We start from the raw sequence: 21,651 nt of genomic DNA, 5'->3' as shown, positions 1-21,651 counted from the left end.
TGATAAACACTGCCCCTGCAGCCGGCTTGGGACAGAATGCCGCACCCCGAAAGGGGTACCCCCGCTCAACGGTCGCCGCTAGAATCCCTGCATGGAATGGCTCACACACTCACAAACCGGCAACCAGCAGTCGGCTCGTTACCTACTGGGCATGCGCCTGGCCATCATCGCGATCGAACTGGTCGCGATTGCGGTCATGGATTCATTCATCCACCTCGCCTACCGGGCCGAGGCCCTGCTGGTCAGCCTGCTCTATGGCGTCCTGGCGACGCTGGCCTGGATATGGTTCACGCGCCGACCGCCGGCGTCTTCCCTGGCGGTCAGTGGCGGACTGGTCGCGGACATCGCCCTGATCGCGCTCTGGCTGTTCCTGACCGGCGGTTACACCAATCCACTGGTGTCCTTGCTGCTCCTTCCCATTGCGGTTGCCATCATCCTGGTGCCGTCGCTGCAAAGTATGCTGGTGACCCTTGCGGGCATCGGCGGCTACACGGCGCTGGTGGTGTGGCATACCCCGCTCACCCACAAACACGTTGCCACCCAGCTGGCGCAGCTCCATCTGGTCGGGATGTGGGCGACCTTCGCCCTGACCGCGCTTATCCTGCTTCTGATTGTGGGAACCCTGTCCCGCCGGCTGCGGCGACAGCAGTTCCAGCTTGCGCAATTCCGCGAAAACCGCCTCCGCGACGAGCAGATCATTGCCTTGGGGCTCTCGGCCGCCGCTGTTGCCCATCGCCTGGGCACCCCGCTGAACACCCTGACACTCCTGCTTGAGGAGATCCGCTCCGAGGCCACCCGACCGGAACCATCGAAGGTTCTGGAGGAGGATCTGGACACCATGGAACAGCAGCTCCAGTTGTGCGGACAGCATCTCCAGCAGTTAACCCATGCCGCAATCGAAGCCAAAGCTGCACAGCGCCAGGTCGTGGCGGCCGGAGACTGGGTGAAGCGACTTCGGGAATCGGCCACCCTGCTCTGGCCGTCCGGTCCCATCGAGTGGCAACCCACCTTCCCGGACACTCCCATTGCCGTTGACGCGACGCTGGACCAGGCCGTTCTGAACCTGTTGGCCAACGCCCTTACCGCCAGTCCGGAATGGGTGCGAGTCACCGCCAGAAACGGTGACAATGGCCATGTCGAGCTTGTGGTCGAGGATCGTGGCGACGGACTCGGCACGACTCTGGATGGCGCGCCCGGCGAGGACATTGTCGAATCCCGGCAGGGACTGGGCGTCGGGCTGTTTCTGTCCAACGCCACCATCCAGCGGCTGGGCGGTGAGCTGAAAGCGCAGTCCGACCAACAGGGCACCACCATGATCATCGACTTGCCGCCAGCCAACTCCCCGGGAGAGCCTTCATGAACGATTCCGCCGTCTGGCTTCTTATTGATGACGACGAAGCCTTCCTCCATATTCTGCAACGTTCTCTCGCCCGGCAGGACATCGAGTCGGTGACCACGACCTCCGGTTCCATGGCACTGACGGCGCTCTCCGATCACCGGATCCGCTATTGCGTCCTGGACCTGAACCTGGCTGGTGAAAGCGGGCTGCAGCTGTTACCCCGATTGCTGGAACGCCGTCCAGAGCTCCAGATCCTGGTGCTGACCGGTTATGGCAGCATCGCCACCGCCGTGGAGGCAATGCGACGGGGCGCCACCAACTATCTGTGCAAACCGGTCACCGTCAGTCAGCTGCTGAAAGGTTTCGAGGCACTGGAGGCACCTCCCGGGCTCCGGGAAGAACCACCGTCGGTAGAAGAGATGGAATGGGAACATATCCAGCGGGTACTGAACGAGCACGAGGGAAATATTTCCGCGACCGCCCGGGCGCTGAACATGCATCGCCGGACCCTGCAGCGAAAACTGCAGAAGCACTCGCGATGGCGCAACTGAGTCAAATTTGATTCTCATCAAACAATTCCGCTGAAACGCCAATGGCAATACGGGCCACTTCGTGTAGCATGCTTCAGATAACGCGCCCGTTGCAGTATCTGGACAGGGAAACCACGCACAAGCCCCGCCGTCGACGGCTGTTCGAGGCATTCCCCCGTACTTTGTTAGACTCAGGGCCAGGAGTCGGACGGAGGCCGCAGTTTTCACTAACCAGGCAAAGGGCCAAAGGCAAAGCAGATGCCGAAATCGACGGACCTGTTGAAATCTCCCGAGGGTATTGACGCCGACCGACTCGCCCTGGTCGCCGCTGCAACGCCCAACCTCTTGCTTATCCTGGACGCAGCCGGTTGCATCGACTGGGTAAACCCCAGTTTCGAGGAGCACACCGGTCACCTGCTGGCAGACATCCGGGGCAAGCAGCCAAAGGACGTTCTTTACGGGCCCGATACCGATCCGGAAACCGTCGCACGGGTCAACCGGAAACTGCACCTCGGAGAGGTTTTCGAAGAAGACATCCTGCATTACACCCGTTCGGGCACACCCTACTGGGTTCACACCTTTTGCATGCCAATCGGCGAGAAGCAGGGTGTCGCCCCGGGTTACATCGTTATCCAGAACAACATCTCGGATCGCAAGCACAGCGAGCGCGGGCTGAGGATCGCCGCCAGTGTCTTCGACAAGAGTCACGAAGCCATTCTCATAAGCGACCGCAACAACCGGATCCTCGATGTCAATCCGGCCTTTTCCCGGATTACGGGCTATGCCCGGGAGGAAGTGCTTGGCCTCACTCCGGCCATCCTCAGCTCCGGCCGCCACTCGCCGGGCTATTACCGTTCCATGTGGCAATCGATCGAAAAGACCGACCACTGGCGCGGCGAGATCTGGAACCGCCGCAAGAACGGCGAGGAGTACGTCGAACTGCTGTCGATCAGTCGCGTTCACCTGGAGGAGCCGGGGCAGTACTACCACGTCGCCGCCTTCTCAGACATTACCGCGCTGAAGAACCATGCCCGGGAACTGGACCGTGCCGCGAACTACGACGATCTCACCGGGCTGCCGAACCGGCAACTTCTTGAAGACCGCCTGCGGACCGCCAGCCAGCACGCCGACCGCCAGCAACGGACGCTTTCGGTCTGTTACCTGGATATCGACGGATTCAAGGCGGTCAATGAACGCCTTGGGCATGCCGCCGGCGACCAGGCCCTTCGGACCGTCGCGGAACGCCTCACCCGAACACTCCGAAGCGGCGATACCGTGGCCCGTATCGGCGGTGACGAGTTCATCCTGATGCTGCAGAGTGATGCCAGTGAGCACGTATACCAGCGCATCCTGGCGACCGTCTCCGAGGTCATGGAGATCGGTGGCAAGGACGTCGCTCTCACGGCCAGCCTCGGGATCACACGCTATCCGGACGACAACGCCGACCCGGAAGGCCTGATCCGGCATGCGGACCAGGCCATGTATTCCGCCAAGGAAAAAGGCCGCAACCAGTTCCACTTCTTCGATCCGGGGCTCGACGAACACCGGCGGCAACGGCGCAATCAGCTAACTGAAATCACCCGGGCACTGGAAAACGACGAGTTCAAACTCTACTTCCAACCCCAGATACAGGTGGACAATGGCGCCATTGTCGGGGTCGAGGCCCTGATCCGGTGGCAGCATCCGGACCACGGCCTGCTCAGCCCGGCACAGTTCCTGCCGGCGGTCGACAACAGCCACCTGGAAGTCCCGCTGGGTCAGTGGGTCCTCAAGGAAGCCATACACCAGATGAACGCGTGGCAGGCCGAGGGTTTACCCCTGGCGGTGAGCATCAATATCAGTGCCCGCCACCTGATGGATCGCAGCTTTGTTGATTACCTGGAAAGCTACCTTCACAGCCATCCGGAACTGGATCCCTCGAGGGTGACCCTGGAAGTCCTGGAATCGGCGGCCCTGGAGGACACCAACCGGGCGAGTAACGTGTTGAACCGGTGTCGCTCGCTGGGCCTGCAGGTCGCCCTGGACGATTTCGGCACCGGTTTCTCCTCGCTGACCTACCTGCGTACCCTGCCGGTGGACGTGATCAAGATTGATCAGAGCTTCGTGCTGAACATGCTGGAGGACGCCAACGATCGGGCGATCGTCGAGAGTGTGATTTTCCTGGCACAGCGGTTTGCCCACCCGGTCCTGGCCGAGGGCGTGGAAACCATGGAACACGCGCGACTGCTACGGGACATGGGATGCAACCTGGTTCAGGGATATGGCATTGCCCGGCCCATGCCCGCCACAGACCTTTCCGACTGGGTCCAGGGCTGGGAGATCAAGCGGCGTGAAAGCCGTGACGACGACCTGCTATCGCCCGTGGTCGCCGGCGGCGAGGGAATCTAACGATACCGATTCTGATCCAGCGTGGTCAGCCGGTCCGGATGAAACACCATCAGTCCGGTCACGATGGTGCCGTTCACAAAGCCCTCTGGCAGCATGAACAGGGGCAGATACCGGATGTATTCGTTGACCAGATCCTCGAAGTCGTAGGTCCCGCTGCTCCAGAGCAACAGGCACATGACGGTTCCCGCCGCCGCGACGGCCAACCCGGCCCCGAAGAAGCCGCAGAAAAAAATGTAGGCGAAAAAGTTACGGAAATTCCGACGCCGCTCCCACAGCATGATTCCGTGGCTCACCAGTGCCGGCACCATAACGGTAATCAAGCCGTTGGCGGCAAACATCGTTGCCGGCTCCCGGCCGGTGATCACCGTAATGACCAACGCAAGCAGGCCACTGAAAACCGCGAGCGCCCAGCCGAGCATCAGGGTGATCACGGTCATTCCGAAGATATGGATGGCCAGGCCCGGGGAAATGCCCGCGCGTAACTGCCACAGGAAGCCAAGGGCCACGGCGGCGCCAAAGAAGGAGTGCTGAAGTGCATTGTCCCGGCTGAATTCCCGCCAGTCGACCGAACGTGCTGCCTGGACAAGCACCAGCAGGAACAGGACAGCGGTCACCAGCCACTGGCCGGTTGAGAGCAGGTTTTCCGTCATCCCCATGGCAGTCGGGTTCCCGAGTCCGGTGCGTGTGCGTGAAACCCAATGATAGCGGGTTACCCGGACAGTTTACCAAAGGTCCTGCTCAGGCGGTTTTGTCCAGCGCCTGACGGTGGCCGGTCAGCGACCGCCACGCATCAAAGGTACTGAGAAACACCGTCCCTCCCAGATGGGCGAGCAAGTCGGTCTCTTTCAGGCGATCCATCACCGGCCCTTTGATTTCAGACAGATGGAGGCGCACGCCGGCATCCCTGAGGCGCTCGTTGATGGTCTCAAGGCTTTCCAGGGCCGAGGCATCAATGAGATTCACCGCCGGGCACATCAGAACCAGATCCCGGAGTTCCGGTTCCCGGTTGACCAGATCCAGCACCGTTTCCTCCAGGAAGCGTGCATTGGCGAAATAGAGGCTCTCATCCACCCGCAAAAAGGTCACTTTCGGGCAGAGTTCGACGTCATACCTCAGAACATTGCGGAAATGCTCGGTTCCCGGCACCCGCCCGACAACGGCGCAGTGAGGCCGGCTGGTGCGATACAGGAAAAGGCCGATCGACAGGGCCACACCGGCAATGATGCCGGCCTCCACACTGTGCACCAGGGTAAGCACAATCGTGGCCAGCATGGCGCCAAAGTCCGATTTCGAGTAGCGCCAGGTGGTCCGGAGGGTTTTCAGGTCAATCAGCGTGACCACAGCAATGATGATCGTACTGGCCAGGGTCGCCCTTGGCAGCCAGGCAATGGCGGGGGTGAGAAACAGGGTCGCCAGCGCAATACCAACCGCGGCGTAGGCACCCGCCGCCTGGGTTTTCGCCCCGGCATCGAAATTCACCACCGACCGTGAAAGGCCGGCGGTAACCGGCATGCCCCCGGACAGTCCACTCGCCAGGTTGGCGGTGCCAAGCCCGATCAGCTCCTGGTTCGGATCAATCCGCTGACGACGCTTGGCGGCCAATGTCTGTCCGGCCGAGACCGATCCCACAAACCCGACAATGCTGATGAGCAGCGCACTCGTCCCCAGATCGCCCCAGAGCGGTCCACCGAAGTCCGGCAGGACCAGCGATGGCAGTCCGGATGGAATATCGCCGACCAGACGGACACCGGCGGCGTCCAGGTTGAGCCCCCACCCGGCGAGGATGCTGAGGATGACGGCGATCAGAGGCGCGGTTTTCGACACCACCCTTGCCCAGGTCCCGGACAGGCCCCAACGACACAGCCACGACTCCAGACGACTGCGGGCCAGCCAGAGAAACACCAGCGTGCCGATTCCGATTGCCAGCGACTCCGGATTGGTGTTGTCGACATGGTCCAGCAGAGACCGACCCATGACCAGAAGGTTCTGGCCATACTCTTCAACGCCCAGTATGTGCTTGAGCTGGCTGGCGATGATGATGATCGCCGACGCCGTCATGAACCCGGAAATCACCGGATGGCTGAGAAAATTGGCCAGGAATCCCAGCCGGAAGACGCCCATCAGTGTCAGCATGACCCCCGAGAGAAGGGCCAGGATCAACGCCCCGGTGAGATAGGTCGCGGTGCCGGGTTCGGCAATGGGCGTGAGGGCAGCTGCGGTCATCAGCGAGGTGACCGCCATGGGGCCCACGGAGAGCGTCTGGCTGGTGCCAAAGATGGTGTAGGCCACCAACGGCAGCATGCTGGCGTAGAGTCCCACCTGAGCCGGCAAACCGGCAAGAACCGCGTACGCCAGCGATTGGGGAATGAGCATCACGGTAACGATCATGGCGGCCACCAGATCACTGGTGGCCTGGTCACGACGATACTGTGATGCCCACTGGAGGATGGGCAAATACCGTTTGAGGCCAGTCATTCCCGAATCAGAACAGGTTGACCGGCACTTTCAGGTACACCTGCCCATTGTCCTCAGCCGGCGGCATGTGTCCCGCCCGCATGTTGACCTGAACCGAAGGCAGAATCAGCCTCGGCATCTCAAGGGTTGCGTCCCGTTCGGTCCGCATCCTGACGAATTCCTCCTCGGAGACGCCTTCGTGAACATGGATGTTGGCCTTGCGCTCGTCGCCAACGGTGGTCATGAACTCGTAGTGATCCCGTCCCGGCGCCTTGTAGTCGTGGCACATGAACAGCCGCGTCTCCGCGGGCAACGCGAGTACTTTCTGAATGGACTGGAACAGCGTACGGGCGTCACCGCCGGGGAAGTCACACCGGGCGGTCCCGAAGTCCGGCATGAACAGGGTATCGCCAACAAAGGCTGCATCTCCGATGACGTAGGTCAGGCAGGCCGGCGTGTGACCGGGAGTGTGCAGGACCCGGCCTTCAAGCTGGCCGATCAGGAAAGTATCGCCGTCCTTGAAAAGCTGGTCGAACTGGCTGCCGTCCCGGGCGAATTCGGTACCTGCATTGAAGGCCTTGCCGAAAATTGTCTGCACATCAATGATGTGCGCCCCGATGCCGGTTTTGCCACCAAGTTTCTCGTGAAGATAGGGAGCAGCAGACAGATGATCGGCGTGGACATGGGTTTCCAGAATCCACTCTACCTTCAGGTCATTGTCGTGCACGTACTGAATGATTTCATCTGCCGATCGCACATCGGTTGTACCCGCGGCATAGTCGAAATCAAGCACCGAGTCGAGAATCGCGCAGGCATTCGAGTCAGGATCCCGAACCACGTAACTGAAGGTATTGGTCGGCTCGTCGAAAAAATGTTGAACCACTGGATTGCGCATGACAGTCACCCCGAAGATCTATCCGAACAAATTTAATCTAAGGATATAGTAAAAGGTAATATTGAGGGAAATGCCAATTCCTCATATACGCAGAGTTCCTGATGCATCCACGAGACAGTTCCGTCCGGACTTTTTCGCCAGGTAAAGGCGATGATCCGCCAGGTCAATCAACGCGTCCGGTGATGCCGGCCCACTGGACAACTCGTTAATACAGGCAAGGCCGGCGCTGGCCGTCAGGTGAACGTCACTGTCGTTATAGGCAAAAGTAGTGGACGCAATAGACTGAAGGATTCTTTCAACCAACTCCCTCACCTCTTCAGGCCGTCTGACCGCACTGAACGCGACCACAAACTCCTCACCGCCAAACCGGGCGACCACATCGGTAGATCGGGTCTGCTCCCGCAGTTCCTCGGCGAAACGCTGCAGAATATAGTCGCCACCCAGGTGGCCAAGGGAATCATTGATGTCCTTGAAATGGTCAAGATCGAACATGGCCAGAGCAAAGCTCTCACCATAGCGGTTACGGCGCCCCAGCATTTCGGTCAGACGGGGCATGAGGTAACGCCGGTTGTGAAGGCCCGTCAACGGGTCTCTGATGGATTGGTTCAGAAGCTCCTGTTCCAGGCGATTTCGTTCCAGCGCGCCGGACAACAGACCTGAAACAATCATCAACAGGTCTTCCTGGTCGGTTCTCCAACTCCGGCGACTGAGCGACTCAACACCGAAAAACCCACAAACCCGCCCCCGAATCCGGATCGGGACACAGAACAGTGAACTGACGCCCTGGGATTGAAGCAGCTTTTTTTCATCAGGGGCATCGACAGGCAAACCGTCAACGTCCTCGACGAACATCACCCGGTTCTGCTCTATCATCGATTGTACCTGCCGGTTCCACCACGGCAGCTCGGTCACGGAAATTGCACGGGACGAATCCCGCTTGCGATCAACTCCGGGAGCACACCATTCGTGTCGGTTGTACATCCATTGATAATCGTCGGAGAACTGATACAGGTAAGAGCGATCGACACCAAAGAATTCGCCAATGGTGCTCAACAGTTCCTCAATACACAGGTCGATATGCTCGAACCCCAGATTGATAAACTCCGCGGACAGATGGGCAATCAGGTTCTGGAATCGGGCCTGAAACGCATGCTCCGCCTCACTTTCACGGAGCTCTGATTCCAGGTCCTTGTAATGCTGAATATCATGAAACTCCCCGTACCATACGGTACTGCCATCGGGCTGACGCTCGGGCTGGGAGTACGCCTCAAACCAGCGGTAGTTGCCGTCACTCAGACACAGGCGGGCCTGGTACCGCCAGGGATTGAGTCGGGTGGCAGATTCGATGATGGAGCTTTCAATAGACGCGAAGTCCTGGGGATGTATCCGCTGGAAGAGGGGATCCGCAGAGGTCTGCAGGCTGCTGCGTTCAATCCCGAACAGTTCCGTAATCTGCTCGCCGACAAAAGGGAAACAATGCTGCCCTCCGTCGGCACTCAGCCAGTAACAGAACAGGATGCCCGGCACCCCGGCGGAAAGTTTCCCGAACAACTCGTCGGGTGTTTCCGGACCGGCGACCGGAACAAAGGATTTGGCCATGCGGGCACCGTCTCCCGAATGCTGGATTTCCTGTATTCAGTCTAGTCCAGCGTTCGGGAGCGAGCGAACTCTCAGGACCCGGACATTGCCTCTGGCTTGAGAAAACGCCGAATCACCGGAAGCTGTTTCAGCATTGCCTTGTCAACCATTCTTGGCAGGATGCCATTGAGAACGACAAACAGCTTTTCCGGCCATCCCAGGAAACGTCGTTGATCGTCTTTCTCCATAGCCTTGAGGATCTGTGCCGCCACCGCCTCCGGGGCATCCATGGTGTTACCAAGGGCCCGGTTCAACTCGTTGACCGCCTGCGGGTTCATGTCCGTTGCAGTGGCCCGGGGGGCGACATAGACCACCTGTATCGGCGTGTCCGCCAGCTCGCGACGTAGCGCCTCTGAAAATCCGCGCAGTCCGAATTTGGTGGCGCAGTAGGCGGTGTAACCGGGAAAGCCAATGCTGCCGAACGTTGACCCCACAAACACCAGTGCGCCGGAACCGGCCTTCTCGAACAGTGGCGCGAAATGACGCGCGACCAGCATCGCGGAGCGGAGATTCACAGCCATTTGCGCGTCCAGTTCGGCCACCGTCATATGCTCCAGGCTGGCGAACCGGTTCTGGCCCGCACAGTGGATGACACCATCGATGTCCGGATAGGCATCACTCAGGCGCTGGAGCTGCCCGTCCAGATCGGCGGCGGCGAGGTCCAGGTGTACCGGAGACACGCCTTCCCGGTGGGCCAGCTTTTCCGGATGCCGGGACGCAACGATGACCCGGGCGCCCGCTTCCACCAGGGGATTGACCATGGCCTGGCCAATGCCGCCGGTACCGCCCAGCAACAGGAATACGCGATTATGCAGCCTCATGTTTGTTTTCCTCCTGCCGCGAAGGCAACGGGATGCTGTGCAGCATATCGCCATACAGCCGGTAGACCATCCGGGCCGAGTCAATGATGGCCTGCTGATCCTCGGGGTCTGTAATGCTGTCCATCAGATTGCGGAAAAATTCGAAATGATCCTGGTCCAGCGCCCCATGGGAATACAGGTAACTGAACGCCTGATTGGGCAGTTCCAGCTGCGTCTGGATCGCCTCGCCCAGCGGCGTAGCCAGCTCAATCGAGGTTCCCTCCAGCACCTGGACCATACCGAAGAAAGCCGCCGGGTTGCCGCGGTTGATCCGGTCGTACAGGTAAGCAATCATCAACTCGATGGACACGTCGGGCTGACCATGACGCACGCTGTCCTTGTCGACGCCGCAGGCCTCCAGATCATTGAGGATCCACTCGTGATGGCCGTATTCCTCCTCGATGTATTCCACCAGCGCCTTGCGAACGTCCTCGAGACGCTCTGGCAGACGGCCGCCACAGGCCATCATCAACGGCACGGTGTGTTTCACGTGATGATAGGCCTGGGTCAGGAACCAGGTGTAGCCCTCCAGGGAGAAGCGGCCCTCACGGATGGCTCCGATCACAGGGGCACCTGTCACGTGGGCCCGCGCTTCGGCGGTTTCGGATTGAAGACGGTCGAAAAATGCCATAGTGGTTTCTCCTGGCGTGTTGGCAGAGCCTGACACTTCATCGGTCAGGTTCAGAAAAAGGGGAAAAGCGCCGGCCATCAGGGTCGGAAGGTCGGTGGATATCTGGTGCCGGACGGGCCGGCCGTTGGCGGTCACGTAACCCCGGGCCTGGGTCAGCGGCTGTCGCAGAATGTAGACGGCTTCCAGCTGCGCGTAGTCGGGCAGCCCGGCATTGAGCTCGCTCACCTGCGTGCGGATGGTTTCCGGCGCCCGCCCGTCCGGGACCACCAGCAGGGCGCGGGGATGGGCTTCTCCATCACCGAACACCACCGCCTGGCGGGCACCTACCGATTGAACCAGTTCGCTCTCCAGCCATTCCGGACTGATATTCCGCCCGAAACTGGTGATCAGCAGGTTCTTCGCCCGCCCGCTGACGGACAGGAAGCCCGCTTCGTCGATGGCACCGATATCACCGGTATCAAGCCAGCCATCAGGCTCCGGCTCATCGCCCAGGTAACCGAGGTGGGTATTGCCCCGGACCCGGATGTGACCCTCGTCATCGACTGTCACCTCAACGTGGGACAACGGTCGCCCAACGGACTCGGAGCACTCACCGCCCGGGACATTAAGTGCCACCACAGAGCCGCACTCCGACAGGCCATAGCCCTCGTAGAGCGGCAACCCTGCATTGCGGCCGCGTATCAGGAGGTCGGGGGATACCCGGCCACCGCCGACCGCAAGGAAGCGGAAGCTCGACGGGTCCAGCATTCCCTGTTCGGTCGCTCCGACCAGCGCCATCGCCAGTTCCGGTACCAGGATGAGGGATTCCGGAGCCACCCGGTTGATCCCCTGCACCAGTCGTTCCAGGTTGAGTCCGCTGCTGCCGGTCATCCCGAGGCTGTCCAAGGGTGCGACCGAGACCGTGGCCCCCATCAGCAGTGGCAGGTAAACACCGGCAATGTTCTCAAGCAGCGTTGCCAGCGGCAGGATGCACAGGTGATGGCGCATGGACACACCATCCAGTCGGGCCCTGAGTGCCAGGGTGGTGGCCGTCATCTGCTCGGTCGAGAGACAGCCCCCCTTGGGTGTGCCGGTGCTGCCGGAGGTAAAGGTAATTTTGGCGGTCTGTTCCGGCATCCAGGCTGAGGCGGCGGACACCGGAAGATGACGGAACCGGACGCCGTGTCCCAGTGGTTCGCTGTCGGGCAGTGTCTCATCCGACAGCAGTGCTTCCAGTCCGGCCCGCTCCGTCAGATGCTCGGTCTGTGCACGGGAGAAAAACACCGGCACCGGCACACAGACAACGCCCGCCATGAGGCAGGCCAGATCGGCCAGGACCCAGGGCAATGAGTTATCGCCGCACAGGCCGACCCGCTTCAGTCCACTGTGCCTGAGCTTATCCGCCAGAGCCTCCACGGCGGCCATGGTCTGGGCGTAGGTAAGGACCGTATCGCCTGCCTGTAGCGCGATGTCCGAGGGATGTTCTTCAGCCTGCTTTTTCAGGAGCTCAGGCAATAACGCCATATCGGCCTCCGTTGGAAGAAATTCGGGTGTTCGGTGCGGACAGAAAACGTGCGAGGCGCAAAAGACCTGTGCCTTCAAGCGCAGCGATGGTGTCCTGCACATGGATTGCCATGACAACCGGCCGGTGTTCGTAATAGCGGCCCCACCCCGCGCCCTGATCGGGCAACCGCAGCGGATCGGCCTCCGCCAGCACCTGCGTATCGATACCCAGGCGATGAAAGCTGTTGCGCAGCTGGCCAGTGCCGGTGCAGACCACCCATTCAAACCCCGCGGCGTTCAGCCACAGTGCCAGCGTCGTGAACAGATACTGACTCACCCCCGCTTCGACACCCGCCAGGTGAGCGATTTCCGCAATCCGGTGACGTGAAAGGCCGGGCCGCGGCATGACGTCTTCCACGGGCACCGTCAGGTAGTCCTCCAGGAACAGACGTTCACGACTGGCATCACGGACGCCGACCGCCGCGAGCAGGGACCCCTGCCCGGTCGTCAGGGCCAGCAGTCCCGGAATCCGCAGGACCGGCTCGGCTCCGTAGGCCATGAGGAACCGCTGGCGAATAAAACCGGTGACCAGCTCGGCGACACCGGTTCCCGGGAGTATCTCGCTCAACCAACGCCGACCGCAGCGCAGGACGGGAACCACGTCTCCCGAATCCAGGGGACAACACGTGGACATCATCAAGGGGTCTGTCATTGCACTCTCCGGTCGCCCGATCAGGCGAGACTTCTACGACGCAAACCAGACTAGGCAGGCCGCCTTAAACCAGTCTTAAGCTAATCTGACAGAAAGCTTATGAGGGCCTTAAGCTTTGCAAGTGACCTGCGTTAAGGCTTGCTTAAGAAAGAAACTCTAAAGTGACAACCCGTGACTGAATTGCAGCAAAACCTTCATGAGGTTCAATGAAACTACTGACCATGCTTGAAACCCGACTCGGCCGATTGCCCCGGTTTCTGGTCGCCGGCGGCGGCGCCACCCTTATTCACTGGCTCACCATGTGGGCACTGGTGCAGACAGGGGTGGACGCACGGGTGGCTACGTCGATTGGTGCCGGCGTCGGGCTGCTGGTCAACTACCTCGCCCAGCACCGCTTCACCTTCGAATCCAACCTGGCACACGGTGTTGCCTTTCCCCGGTATCTTGCCGGCGCCGCACTGGGGTGGGTTCTCAATCTCGTCGCCTTTTCCGCGCTGATCGGCGCCGGAGCAGGCATCGTCTGGTCACAGGGCATCGCTACGGCGGTGGTTGCGCTGGCCAACTTCCTGTTCGCCCAAAGATTCGTGTTCCACGAGGCACCCGATGAAACCCCGGAATAACATCACTCTCAGCATCGTCGTCCCGGTTCACAACGAGGCCGACGTTCTGCCTACCCTGCTGAATCGACTGGCCATGGTCAGCCGGCAAATCGAGGGAGAGGTAGAGCTCCTGTTCGTCGATGACGGCAGCCAGGACAATTCCGTGGCCCTGCTGATGCAGGCACGGCGCCGTCACAAGGATATCCGGATACTGCAGCTGTCCAGGAACTTCGGGAAAGAAGCCGCGGTGAGCGCCGGACTCCAGCATGCCCGCGGAGACGCCGTCGTGCTGATCGACGCCGACCTGCAGGATCCACCGGAACTGATCCCGGAAATGATGTCGGAGTGGCACAAAGGTGCCGACGTCGTGTTGATGAAGCGCCGCTCACGCTGCGGCGAAAGCTGGCTCAAACGCACCACGGCGTCACTCTTCTATCGCCTGATCAACCGTATCAGCGATGCCCCCATTCCCGTGGACATCGGTGATTTCCGCCTGATGAGCCGGCGCACCGTCGACGCCCTGAATCAGCTGCCCGAGCGCAACCGCTATCTGAAGGGCATGTTTGCCTGGGTGGGCATGCCGACCGTCACGCTGGAATTCGATCGCGATCCGCGGGCTGCGGGCACCACGAAGTGGAACTATTTCAAACTGATGCACCTGGCCATGGAGGGCATTACCTCCTTCTCCACCCGCCCGCTGCGCATTGCGCTGATCCTTGGCTTTCTGGCCGCTGCGGCCGGGGGATTTTTCGGTGCCTGGCAGGTACTGAAGGCGCTGATGCTGGGCATTTCCACGCCGGGTTACGCCTCCATGATCGCCATGATCACCTTTCTCTCCGGCGTGCAGTTACTGTGCGTAGGGCTGTTGGGTGAATACGTGGGCCGGATCTACATGGAAACCAAACAACGACCGGTCTTCATCGTCGCTGACGACAGCAACGACCATGCCGATGAATCTGTTCCTTCACTGAGAGTGGCCAGCGATGACCCGCACGGTTAATACCCTTTTCTGGACCCTGGTGTCGATCCTGGCACTCCGGCTCGGACTGTCTGCCCTGTTGCCCATGGCGGATACCACCGAGCCCCGCTATGCGGAAATCGCCCGGGTCATGGCCACCAGCGGCGACTGGATCACACCCTGGTTCGATGCGGGCGTGCCTTTCTGGGGCAAGCCACCGTTCTCCTTCTGGTGTCAGGCCCTGTCGTTCAAACTGTTCGGTTTCAACGAGTTCGCGGCACGCTTGCCGTCCTGGCTGGCGAACGTCGGTATCGTTTACCTCGTCTATGCCACGCGGGTGGCGCTGCATCCGGAAAAGGCATCCGACAGCGCGCAGCGCGCCGGTCTCTGGGCAGCACTGATTTACGCCACCATGGCACTGGGGTTCGTCAGCGCGGGAACCGTAATGACCGATTCCTTCCTGGCGCTGGGCACCACCATGATTCTTACGGGCCTGATTGTCCGACTGCAGGGTGGCAGCGAACGCTGGGCCTGGCTGTTCTTCCTGGGGCTGGTCATTGGCCTCCTGGCAAAGGGTCCGGTTGCCGTGGTTCTGACCGGCGCGCCCGTGTTCTTCTGGGCCCTGTTAAGCCGGCAGTGGCAACGGCTCTGGCAGTGTCTGCCCTGGGTCCGCGGCACGCTGGCCATGCTGGTGCTGGTGTTGCCCTGGTACATCCTGGCCGAGCTCAAGACCCCGGGCTTCCTGGATTACTTCATCGTCGGCGAGCACATCAAGCGCTTCCTGGTGAGTAACTGGCAGGGCGATCTGTACGGTGATGCCCACGACTTCCCGCGAGGCACCATCTGGCTGTATCTGGTTCTGGCGAGCTTCCCGTGGGGACTGATTGCGCTGGGCGGGTGGATTAAAAAGCAGTGGCGTCGGAACGGCGATCAGAACCAATGGCTGACACGGACTCGGGGCGTAACCGGCCTGGTGATCGGCGCAGCACTGACGCCCGCCCTGTTCTTCACGCTGGCCGGCAATATCCTCTGGACCTATGTGCTGCCGGGTCTGCCTTTCCTGGCGGTACTGGTTTCCAACCTGCTGCCCCGCGAGCCAGCAAGAACGGGCCGAAACCTCGTCGTAGCCAGCATTCTGGCAGCACCCGTGCTGTGTGCCGGCGCCACACTCTGGCTCAGCCTGCATCCGGACGACCTGAAGACGGAGAAAGCCATGATCGAACGCTCCCGTGCGCGCTCGGATCTGGCGAACCATCCGCTGGTGTACCTCGACAAGCCACCGTTTTCCGCCCGCTTCTACGGTGAAGGGGAAGTCCAGTCCATCCCGTCCGAGACGCTTAACGAGAAACTGGCCTCGGGCACTCTGGAACGTCCCATGCTGCTGGCCGTCCCGAAAAACGATCGGACACTCCGGCAAAAGCTGGACGCCCGGGCAGAGCAGATTGACCACAACCGTCGCTATATCCTTTTCCGCATTCCGGTGAATTCGAAGTCCACCGTCACCACTCAATCTTCCAAAGGAGCAGACAATGCCTGAATCCGTTCGCGTGTGGGACCCTCTGGTCCGCATTTTCCACTGGGCCCTGGTTGCCTGTTTCACGTTTTCCTGGATTACCGGAGGCGAATGGGACGATCCCCACGAGATCTCTGGCTACATCATCGCCGGGCTGCTGACCTTCCGGGTTATCTGGGGTCTCGTCGGTTCCCACTACGCCCGATTCCGCCACTTCGTTCATCACCCCCGGGTCGTTCTGGACTACCTGGGTGACATTGTGGCCAAACGCGAACGCCGGCACATCGGCCACAACCCTGCCGGCGGTGCCATGGTGGTCATGCTGATGATTGCCCTGGCGGCAACCGCGTTCACCGGCTGGCTCCAGACCACCGACATGTTCTGGGGTGTGGAATGGGTGGAGGAAACCCATGGCTTCCTGGCAGACGGCGTCATGGTTCTTGTGGTTGCACACCTTGCCGGGGTGTTTGTAGCCAGTCGGCGTCACGGTGAAAACCTGCCGCGCGCCATGATCACCGGCAAAAAACGCCCGCCGAGCGGCGATGACCTCGCCTGAGCGTGACCTTGCGTTTATCACTCAAAAAGGAGTTACCATGAAAGCAAAGACGATCACCAAAGCCCTGACCCTGGCCCTTGCGACCACTGTTTCCGGAATGGCCCTGGCTGAGCCGGAGTGTACCAGCGCACCCAAGTCATCCTGGAAGGATCAGGACATGTTTCGTCAATCTCTTGAGGAACAGGGCTACAAGATCAAGCGCTTTGAAGTGACAGACACCAACTGCTATGAAATCTACGGTTGGCAGAAAGACGGAAAGCGTGTCGAAATCTACTACAATCCGGTTAACGGCAAGCCCGTAAAGGAAGAGATCGACGACTGATCGATCGGACTGGCATCATCAAAGGCCCACGCCAGGACGTGGGCTTTTTTATTGGTGGAACGGATACATGCGGATATTACTGGTAGAGGACGATCACATGCTCGCCCGCACCATGCTCGACATGCTGCGGGAGAACCACAATACCGTGGACTGGCTGGACGACGGCCAGCAGGCCATGAATGCCCTGTGCGAGGAGCATTTTGACCTGGTGATCCTGGATCTGACCCTCCCCCGGGTCGACGGCCTGGACATCGTCAAACGGCTCCGGCAGCAGGGGAACCATGTCCCCGTCATCATCCTGACCGCGCGAACAACCCTGGATGAGAAGCTCAATGGTCTGGATGCCGGAGCCGACGATTACCTTACCAAACCCTTTGCCATGGCCGAGCTCAAGGCCAGGATTCGCGCGGTGACCCGCCGGGGCTCTGCCAGCAGCGCGGTCTCGGGGCTCAGCGTCGGACGCCTCACTCTGGACACCCAGACCGCCCAGCTGGCAATCGATGGCGACAGCGTTGCCCTGCCCAAGAGCGAATTCCAGATCCTGCATTACCTGATGCGCCACCCCAATCAGGTGGCGACCCGCCGGCGACTGGAGGAACAGCTGTATGGCTGGGAACAGGGCGTCGAAAGTAACGCACTCGAAGTCCACATTCACCACCTACGACGACGGGTTGGCAAACACACGATCCGGACGGTGCGCGGCGTGGGTTATATGCTCGACAGCACTGCCGCCGGGGAGTCCGCATGAGTCTGACCCGCAAGCTGACCATCCTGATCACCAGCACGGTCTTTCTGATCGCATCCGTCGCCGCCATCTGGGATTTTGTGGTCAGCGACCATCAGCTCGAGGAGCTGTTCGATGCCGAGCTCGCCCAGAACACGCGGATCGTCCAGGGACTGGTTCAGAATCTGGCTCCCGACCAGCCCACCAATCAGTTGGCGGCAATACTCACCCGCACGCTGGCATTACCCCAGCCAGCAAACGGGGAAAGTAATGGCGATGATGAAATTCTGCCCGGCGGTGCGGGACACAAATACGAGAGAAAGATTGCCTTTGAGGTATGGGCTCCGAACGGCAAGCCGATACTCGACACGCTGCCTATGGACGAATCCAGGGGGCTTCAACCGGGATTTGCCTGGCGATCACTGACCGACTACCGGTGGCGGACATTCACCCTGCAGGATCCAGTAAGCGGTTTCTGGATACGAAGTGCGCAGCGGGAAGACGTCCGCGATGAACTCAGTCGGGAAATCGCCCTGGCCAACGTACTGCCCCTGGTGGTGATTCTGCCTCTGCTGGTGATTGGCGTGATCATTTCCATCCAGCTCGGCTTCCGACCGCTGCGCATCCTGGAAAAGCCGATCCGGAACATGGCACCCGAACGCATACACCCGCTGGACGACCGTCAGGCACCCAAGGAAGTGGCGGGCCTGGTTCAGGCCGTAAACGGCCTCCTGCGACGCCTGAACCAGGCACTCGAACGTGAACGACGATTCTCTGCCGACGCCGCCCATGAACTACGGACGCCACTCTCGGCCCTGCGCCTGAATCTCGAAAGGCTTGCCACACGCCACCCGGAGGAATTCGATTCCCTGACCGAATCCGTGGACCGGATGGTGCACCTCGTCGAGCAGATGCTGCTGCTCAGCCGGGTCGATGCCGGCACCGGCTTTCACGCAGAACCTGTGAACCTGGCGGAACTGATCGAACAGAGCATCGCCGATGTGGTGCCGCTGGCCCTCAAGAAGCAGATCGAACCGGAACTGGACAACCAGTGCGTGCTGGCGATGGTGTCCTGTCACAGCGCACTGATTAATACGATGATGCGCTCGCTGCTGGCCAATGCGATCCAGTACAGCCCACCCGGCACCAGAGTGACAACCACCATGCGGGAGGAAGCAGGCGGATTCCTGGTGCAGATCTGCGATCAGGGACCGGGCATTGCCGTGGAGGATCGGGAGCGGGCACTGAGCCGCTTTACCCGGCTGGATCAGCGCCAGGGCGCGGGCGCCGGTCTTGGCCTCGCCATTGCCAGACGGATTGCCGATCTTCACAAGGGCAGTCTGACGCTCGGCGATCGCTCGGATGGCCAATCCGGCCTTTGTGTCGAGATCTGGCTGCCGGCCAGCGACCGGAAATCCCTGACAGCGCCCGTCAAACCGGAATGAATACCGGGCATCCGTCCAGTTCGGTCGCCTTGAGCCGCTGGCCATACAGCGATTCAAGCACCGACGGGAGCAGCATCTCGCGCACCGGTCCCCAACAGGCCTGACCGTCGGGAAACATCAGCAGGACCTGGTCACACCATCGCGCCGCAAGATTCAGGTCGTGGAGTCCCATCAGGATGGCGCGACCGGTTCCGGCCAGCTCCCGCAGCAGTTTCATGACCGCCACCTGATGATGCAGGTCCAGGTGATTCGTCGGTTCATCGAGCAGCCAGATGCCCGGGTTCTGGGTGAGCACCGTGGCGATGCTGACCCGCTGGCGTTCTCCGCCGGACAGGGTGTGCACCAGCCGATGCTCCAGATCGACGGCATCCATCCGTGCCAGCGCGTCCCGGGCCCGGCCGAGGTCCGATGCCGACTCCATCTGCCAGGGAGACAGCCAGGGGTGACGCCCCACCAGTGCGGTTTCCAGAACCGTCGCCGGGAATCCATCCTGGTGTTCCTGAAACACCAGCCCCAGGTGCCGGGCAATCCGTCGCCGTCCCATGTCCGCGAGCAGGTTGCCATCGAGCCGGACCTGACCGGACCGGGGTGTACGGAGTCCCGCAAGGGTGTGCAGCAGCGTTGTCTTGCCGACCCCATTCGGACCGAGTACGCCCCAGACCTCCCCGGGCGAGACGGTGAGGGACAGGGCAGATCCCGACGCCCTGCCGGGAATATCGATGACCAGCTCGTCCGTCTCCAGAACACTCATGTCAGCGACTCCGGTACAGCAGGTAGAGGAACGTGGGCACGCCCATGAGCGCCGTGATCACGCCGACCGGTAGCTGTTCCGGCGCGATCACCACCCTTGCCACGGTATCGGCCACCAGCACCAGGGTGCCTCCGGCCAGGGCGCAGGCCGGCAGGATCAGGCGCTGATCGTTGCCGATCAGAAGCCGCAGCATGTGCGGTACCACCAGTCCGACAAAACCGACCGTGCCTGCGGTGGTCACCGCCACCGATGTCAGAAGACTGGCAAGCAGGTAGACCAGCCATTCGAGTGGACGGACCGACACACCCAGCACCGCCGCCTGGACATGCCCCCGTGCCAGGACATTCAGGGTGCGCCCCAGGGGAAACAGAAGCACGCAAACCACCACCAGCACCGCCAGCGCTGGCCAGGGCGATCCGGCATGAGACAGATCCCCCATCAGCCAGTACAGCATTCCGGGCAATCGGCTGGTTGGGGCCATGGCGAGCAGCAGTGTCATCAACGCCCCCCAACCGGCTGCCACCACCACACCGGTAAGCAGAAGCCGGGCCGGAGTCCAGCTGCCGCTGCCATGGGCCAGACCGAACACCAGCAGGGTCGACAGCATCGCCCCGGCGAATGCGGAGCCAGACACCAGCCAGCCGGCAACGCCGCCCAGCATGGCCATAAGCGCGCCGACCGCCGCCCCGCCGGACAGACCCAGAACGTAGGGATCTGCCAGTGGGTTTCTCAACAGCACCTGCATCAAGGCTCCCGCCACCGCCAACAGCCCGCCGGTGGCGAAAGCACTCAGGGTCCGGGGCAGTCGGAGATCCAGAATCAGGGTACGCTGCAGTTCGTCGCCGCCACCAAACAGAACCGATACCACGTCCCCGGGATGCAGGGGGACACTGCCGATAGTGAGTGAGCCCGCAACGGCTACCACCGCCAGCACCAGCAGCACACCGAGGGCACGACGCCGGTCAGAGACGATCACGGGCGGTCTCCAGTGTCTGGCACAATTCGCGCGTCCCATCCAGCATTCTCAGCGTGGGCCGTTGCAACAGGTCCGGCGTCAGGGCGAACAGGTTACCCCGCTCAACAGCCGCCAGGCCCGGGAACGCCCGCCAGGATGCCAGGCCATCCCCCCCACGACCCGCAGTCAGGATCGCCTGGGGATCGGTGGCAATCACCGCTTCCCGAGAAACCCGTGGGACCAGGCGGGGCGAATCGGCGAACACGTTCACACCGCCGCAAAGGGCAATCGCCTTGCTGATCAATTCCTCGCCGTTCACGGTCATCAACGGTTCGCCCCAGACCTGATAGAACACGCGAACCGGCGGGGCATCGCCAAAGCGAGCCCGCAAACTCTCCAGTTCGCGCCGAAAGCCGGCCGCCCTTTGCCGGGCAAGGGCAGCGTGTCCGGTCAATATCCCCAGCGTTTCCACCGCGCTTGCGATCGCCTGGAACTGTCTTGGCGCCAGCCAGAACACCGGAATACCCAATGCGGAAATCCGGTCGAGCTGGGCCCGGGAATTGCCGTCGGTCCATGCCACCACCAGATCCGGCTGCAGGGCAACAATGGCCTCGAGATCCAGGCGGGTACTGTCGCCGACCCTGGGAAGCTCCCGAGCCGCCGGCGGGTAGTCACTCCACGCGCTGACCGCGAGCACCGACGCACCGGCTCCGGCGGAAAACAGCAGTTCCGTGGTTCCCGGTGACAGGGAAACGACCCGCCTGGCGGGATCAGGCAGACAGACGCGACGGTCGAGCGCATCGCTGGCACAGAGATCGGCCGCGAACCCCGCCAGGGGGATCAACCAGAGGACCAGTGCCAGAATCGGATGCGCCCGCATAGGGTGTTACGCCGCTTTT

Annotated in this window: 20 protein-coding genes; 10 read left to right on the top strand and 10 right to left on the bottom strand. The window is 61.3% G+C overall.

Features of this window, described 5'->3' with window-relative positions:
- Positions 1–91: 91 nt before the first annotated feature.
- The 3 genes from MLD04_RS12370 (at position 92) to MLD04_RS12360 (ending at position 4,257) form a co-directional block, all read left to right on the top strand.
- Positions 92–1,360 (top strand): sensor histidine kinase, encoded by a 1,269-nt coding sequence (locus MLD04_RS12370; protein WP_248158772.1) that lies wholly within the window; start codon positions 92–94, stop codon positions 1,358–1,360.
- Positions 1,357–1,890 carry a response regulator transcription factor gene (locus tag MLD04_RS12365; protein WP_248158770.1) on the top strand — a complete coding sequence of 178 codons (534 nt, stop codon included), beginning with the start codon at positions 1,357–1,359 and terminating at the stop codon, positions 1,888–1,890. The genes MLD04_RS12370 and MLD04_RS12365 overlap by 4 nt, the downstream gene beginning before the upstream one ends.
- Before the next feature lie 237 nt (positions 1,891–2,127).
- Entirely contained in the window at positions 2,128–4,257 is a 2,130-nt protein-coding gene (locus MLD04_RS12360; RefSeq protein ID WP_248158768.1) for a sensor domain-containing protein, read from the top strand.
- Here MLD04_RS12360 and MLD04_RS12355 read toward each other — a convergent pair.
- From MLD04_RS12355 to MLD04_RS12325, 7 genes are all read right to left on the bottom strand, one after another.
- Positions 4,254–4,913 carry an energy-coupling factor ABC transporter permease gene (locus MLD04_RS12355; RefSeq protein WP_248158767.1) on the bottom strand — a complete coding sequence of 220 codons (660 nt, stop codon included), beginning with the start codon at positions 4,911–4,913 and terminating at the stop codon, positions 4,254–4,256. The genes MLD04_RS12360 and MLD04_RS12355 overlap by 4 nt on opposite strands.
- An 82-nt stretch (positions 4,914–4,995) precedes the next feature.
- Positions 4,996–6,732 (bottom strand): SulP family inorganic anion transporter, encoded by a 1,737-nt coding sequence (locus MLD04_RS12350; RefSeq protein WP_248158766.1) that lies wholly within the window; start codon positions 6,730–6,732, stop codon positions 4,996–4,998.
- Between the two features lie 7 nt (positions 6,733–6,739).
- Positions 6,740–7,606: an MBL fold metallo-hydrolase gene (locus tag MLD04_RS12345; RefSeq protein ID WP_248158765.1), complete on the bottom strand. Its 867-nt coding sequence runs from the start codon at positions 7,604–7,606 to the stop codon at positions 6,740–6,742.
- 81 nt (positions 7,607–7,687) lie between these two features.
- Positions 7,688–9,205: a sensor domain-containing diguanylate cyclase gene (locus tag MLD04_RS12340; RefSeq protein ID WP_248158764.1), complete on the bottom strand. Its 1,518-nt coding sequence runs from the start codon at positions 9,203–9,205 to the stop codon at positions 7,688–7,690.
- Between the two features lie 71 nt (positions 9,206–9,276).
- Complete coding sequence (locus tag MLD04_RS12335) at positions 9,277–10,065, bottom strand: SDR family oxidoreductase (protein ID WP_248158762.1); 789 nt, start codon at positions 10,063–10,065, stop codon at positions 9,277–9,279.
- Positions 10,052–12,238, bottom strand: a complete 2,187-nt coding sequence (locus MLD04_RS12330; RefSeq protein ID WP_248158760.1) for an AMP-binding protein — start codon at positions 12,236–12,238, stop codon at positions 10,052–10,054. The genes MLD04_RS12335 and MLD04_RS12330 overlap by 14 nt, the downstream gene beginning before the upstream one ends.
- Complete coding sequence (locus MLD04_RS12325) at positions 12,222–12,929, bottom strand: thermostable hemolysin (RefSeq protein ID WP_248158757.1); 708 nt, start codon at positions 12,927–12,929, stop codon at positions 12,222–12,224. The genes MLD04_RS12330 and MLD04_RS12325 overlap by 17 nt, the downstream gene beginning before the upstream one ends.
- A gap of 206 nt (positions 12,930–13,135) precedes the next feature.
- Here MLD04_RS12325 and MLD04_RS12320 point away from each other — a divergent pair, with 206 nt between their 5' ends.
- The 7 genes from MLD04_RS12320 (at position 13,136) to MLD04_RS12290 (ending at position 19,046) form a co-directional block, all read left to right on the top strand.
- On the top strand, positions 13,136–13,549 hold the full coding sequence (locus MLD04_RS12320; RefSeq protein WP_248158754.1) for a GtrA family protein: 414 nt from the start codon (positions 13,136–13,138) through the stop codon (positions 13,547–13,549).
- Positions 13,533–14,528 (top strand): glycosyltransferase family 2 protein, encoded by a 996-nt coding sequence (locus tag MLD04_RS12315; RefSeq protein ID WP_248158752.1) that lies wholly within the window; start codon positions 13,533–13,535, stop codon positions 14,526–14,528. Before MLD04_RS12320 ends, MLD04_RS12315 begins: the two co-directional genes overlap by 17 nt.
- On the top strand, positions 14,512–16,023 hold the full coding sequence (locus MLD04_RS12310) for an ArnT family glycosyltransferase (RefSeq protein ID WP_248158749.1): 1,512 nt from the start codon (positions 14,512–14,514) through the stop codon (positions 16,021–16,023). Before MLD04_RS12315 ends, MLD04_RS12310 begins: the two co-directional genes overlap by 17 nt.
- Entirely contained in the window at positions 16,016–16,555 is a 540-nt protein-coding gene (locus MLD04_RS12305; RefSeq protein WP_248158746.1) for a cytochrome b/b6 domain-containing protein, read from the top strand. The genes MLD04_RS12310 and MLD04_RS12305 overlap by 8 nt, the downstream gene beginning before the upstream one ends.
- 37 nt (positions 16,556–16,592) lie before the next feature.
- Positions 16,593–16,877 (top strand): PepSY domain-containing protein, encoded by a 285-nt coding sequence (locus MLD04_RS12300; RefSeq protein ID WP_248158744.1) that lies wholly within the window; start codon positions 16,593–16,595, stop codon positions 16,875–16,877.
- A gap of 67 nt (positions 16,878–16,944) precedes the next feature.
- A complete protein-coding gene (locus MLD04_RS12295) occupies positions 16,945–17,625 on the top strand; it encodes a response regulator transcription factor (RefSeq protein ID WP_248158743.1) in 681 nt (226 codons plus the stop codon).
- Positions 17,622–19,046 (top strand): sensor histidine kinase, encoded by a 1,425-nt coding sequence (locus MLD04_RS12290; protein ID WP_248158742.1) that lies wholly within the window; start codon positions 17,622–17,624, stop codon positions 19,044–19,046. Before MLD04_RS12295 ends, MLD04_RS12290 begins: the two co-directional genes overlap by 4 nt.
- Here the strand turns inward: MLD04_RS12290 and MLD04_RS12285 are convergent.
- The 3 genes from MLD04_RS12285 to MLD04_RS12275 are packed head-to-tail and all read right to left on the bottom strand — an operon-like array spanning position 19,033 to position 21,632.
- Entirely contained in the window at positions 19,033–19,797 is a 765-nt protein-coding gene (locus MLD04_RS12285) for an ABC transporter ATP-binding protein (protein WP_248158741.1), read from the bottom strand. The two genes, MLD04_RS12290 and MLD04_RS12285, sit on opposite strands and share 14 nt — an antisense overlap.
- Before the next feature lies 1 nt (position 19,798).
- Complete coding sequence (locus tag MLD04_RS12280) at positions 19,799–20,812, bottom strand: FecCD family ABC transporter permease (protein WP_282451881.1); 1,014 nt, start codon at positions 20,810–20,812, stop codon at positions 19,799–19,801.
- Positions 20,760–21,632, bottom strand: a complete 873-nt coding sequence (locus tag MLD04_RS12275; protein ID WP_248158739.1) for a cobalamin-binding protein — start codon at positions 21,630–21,632, stop codon at positions 20,760–20,762. Before MLD04_RS12275 ends, MLD04_RS12280 begins: the two co-directional genes overlap by 53 nt.
- Positions 21,633–21,651 lie beyond the last annotated feature (19 nt).

Source organism: Marinobacter koreensis (assembly GCF_023156285.1).
GTDB lineage: Bacteria > Pseudomonadota > Gammaproteobacteria > Pseudomonadales > Oleiphilaceae > Marinobacter > Marinobacter koreensis.
The sequence above is the reverse complement of the archived record's forward strand: the minus strand, read 5'-3'. Positions and strand labels throughout refer to the sequence as shown.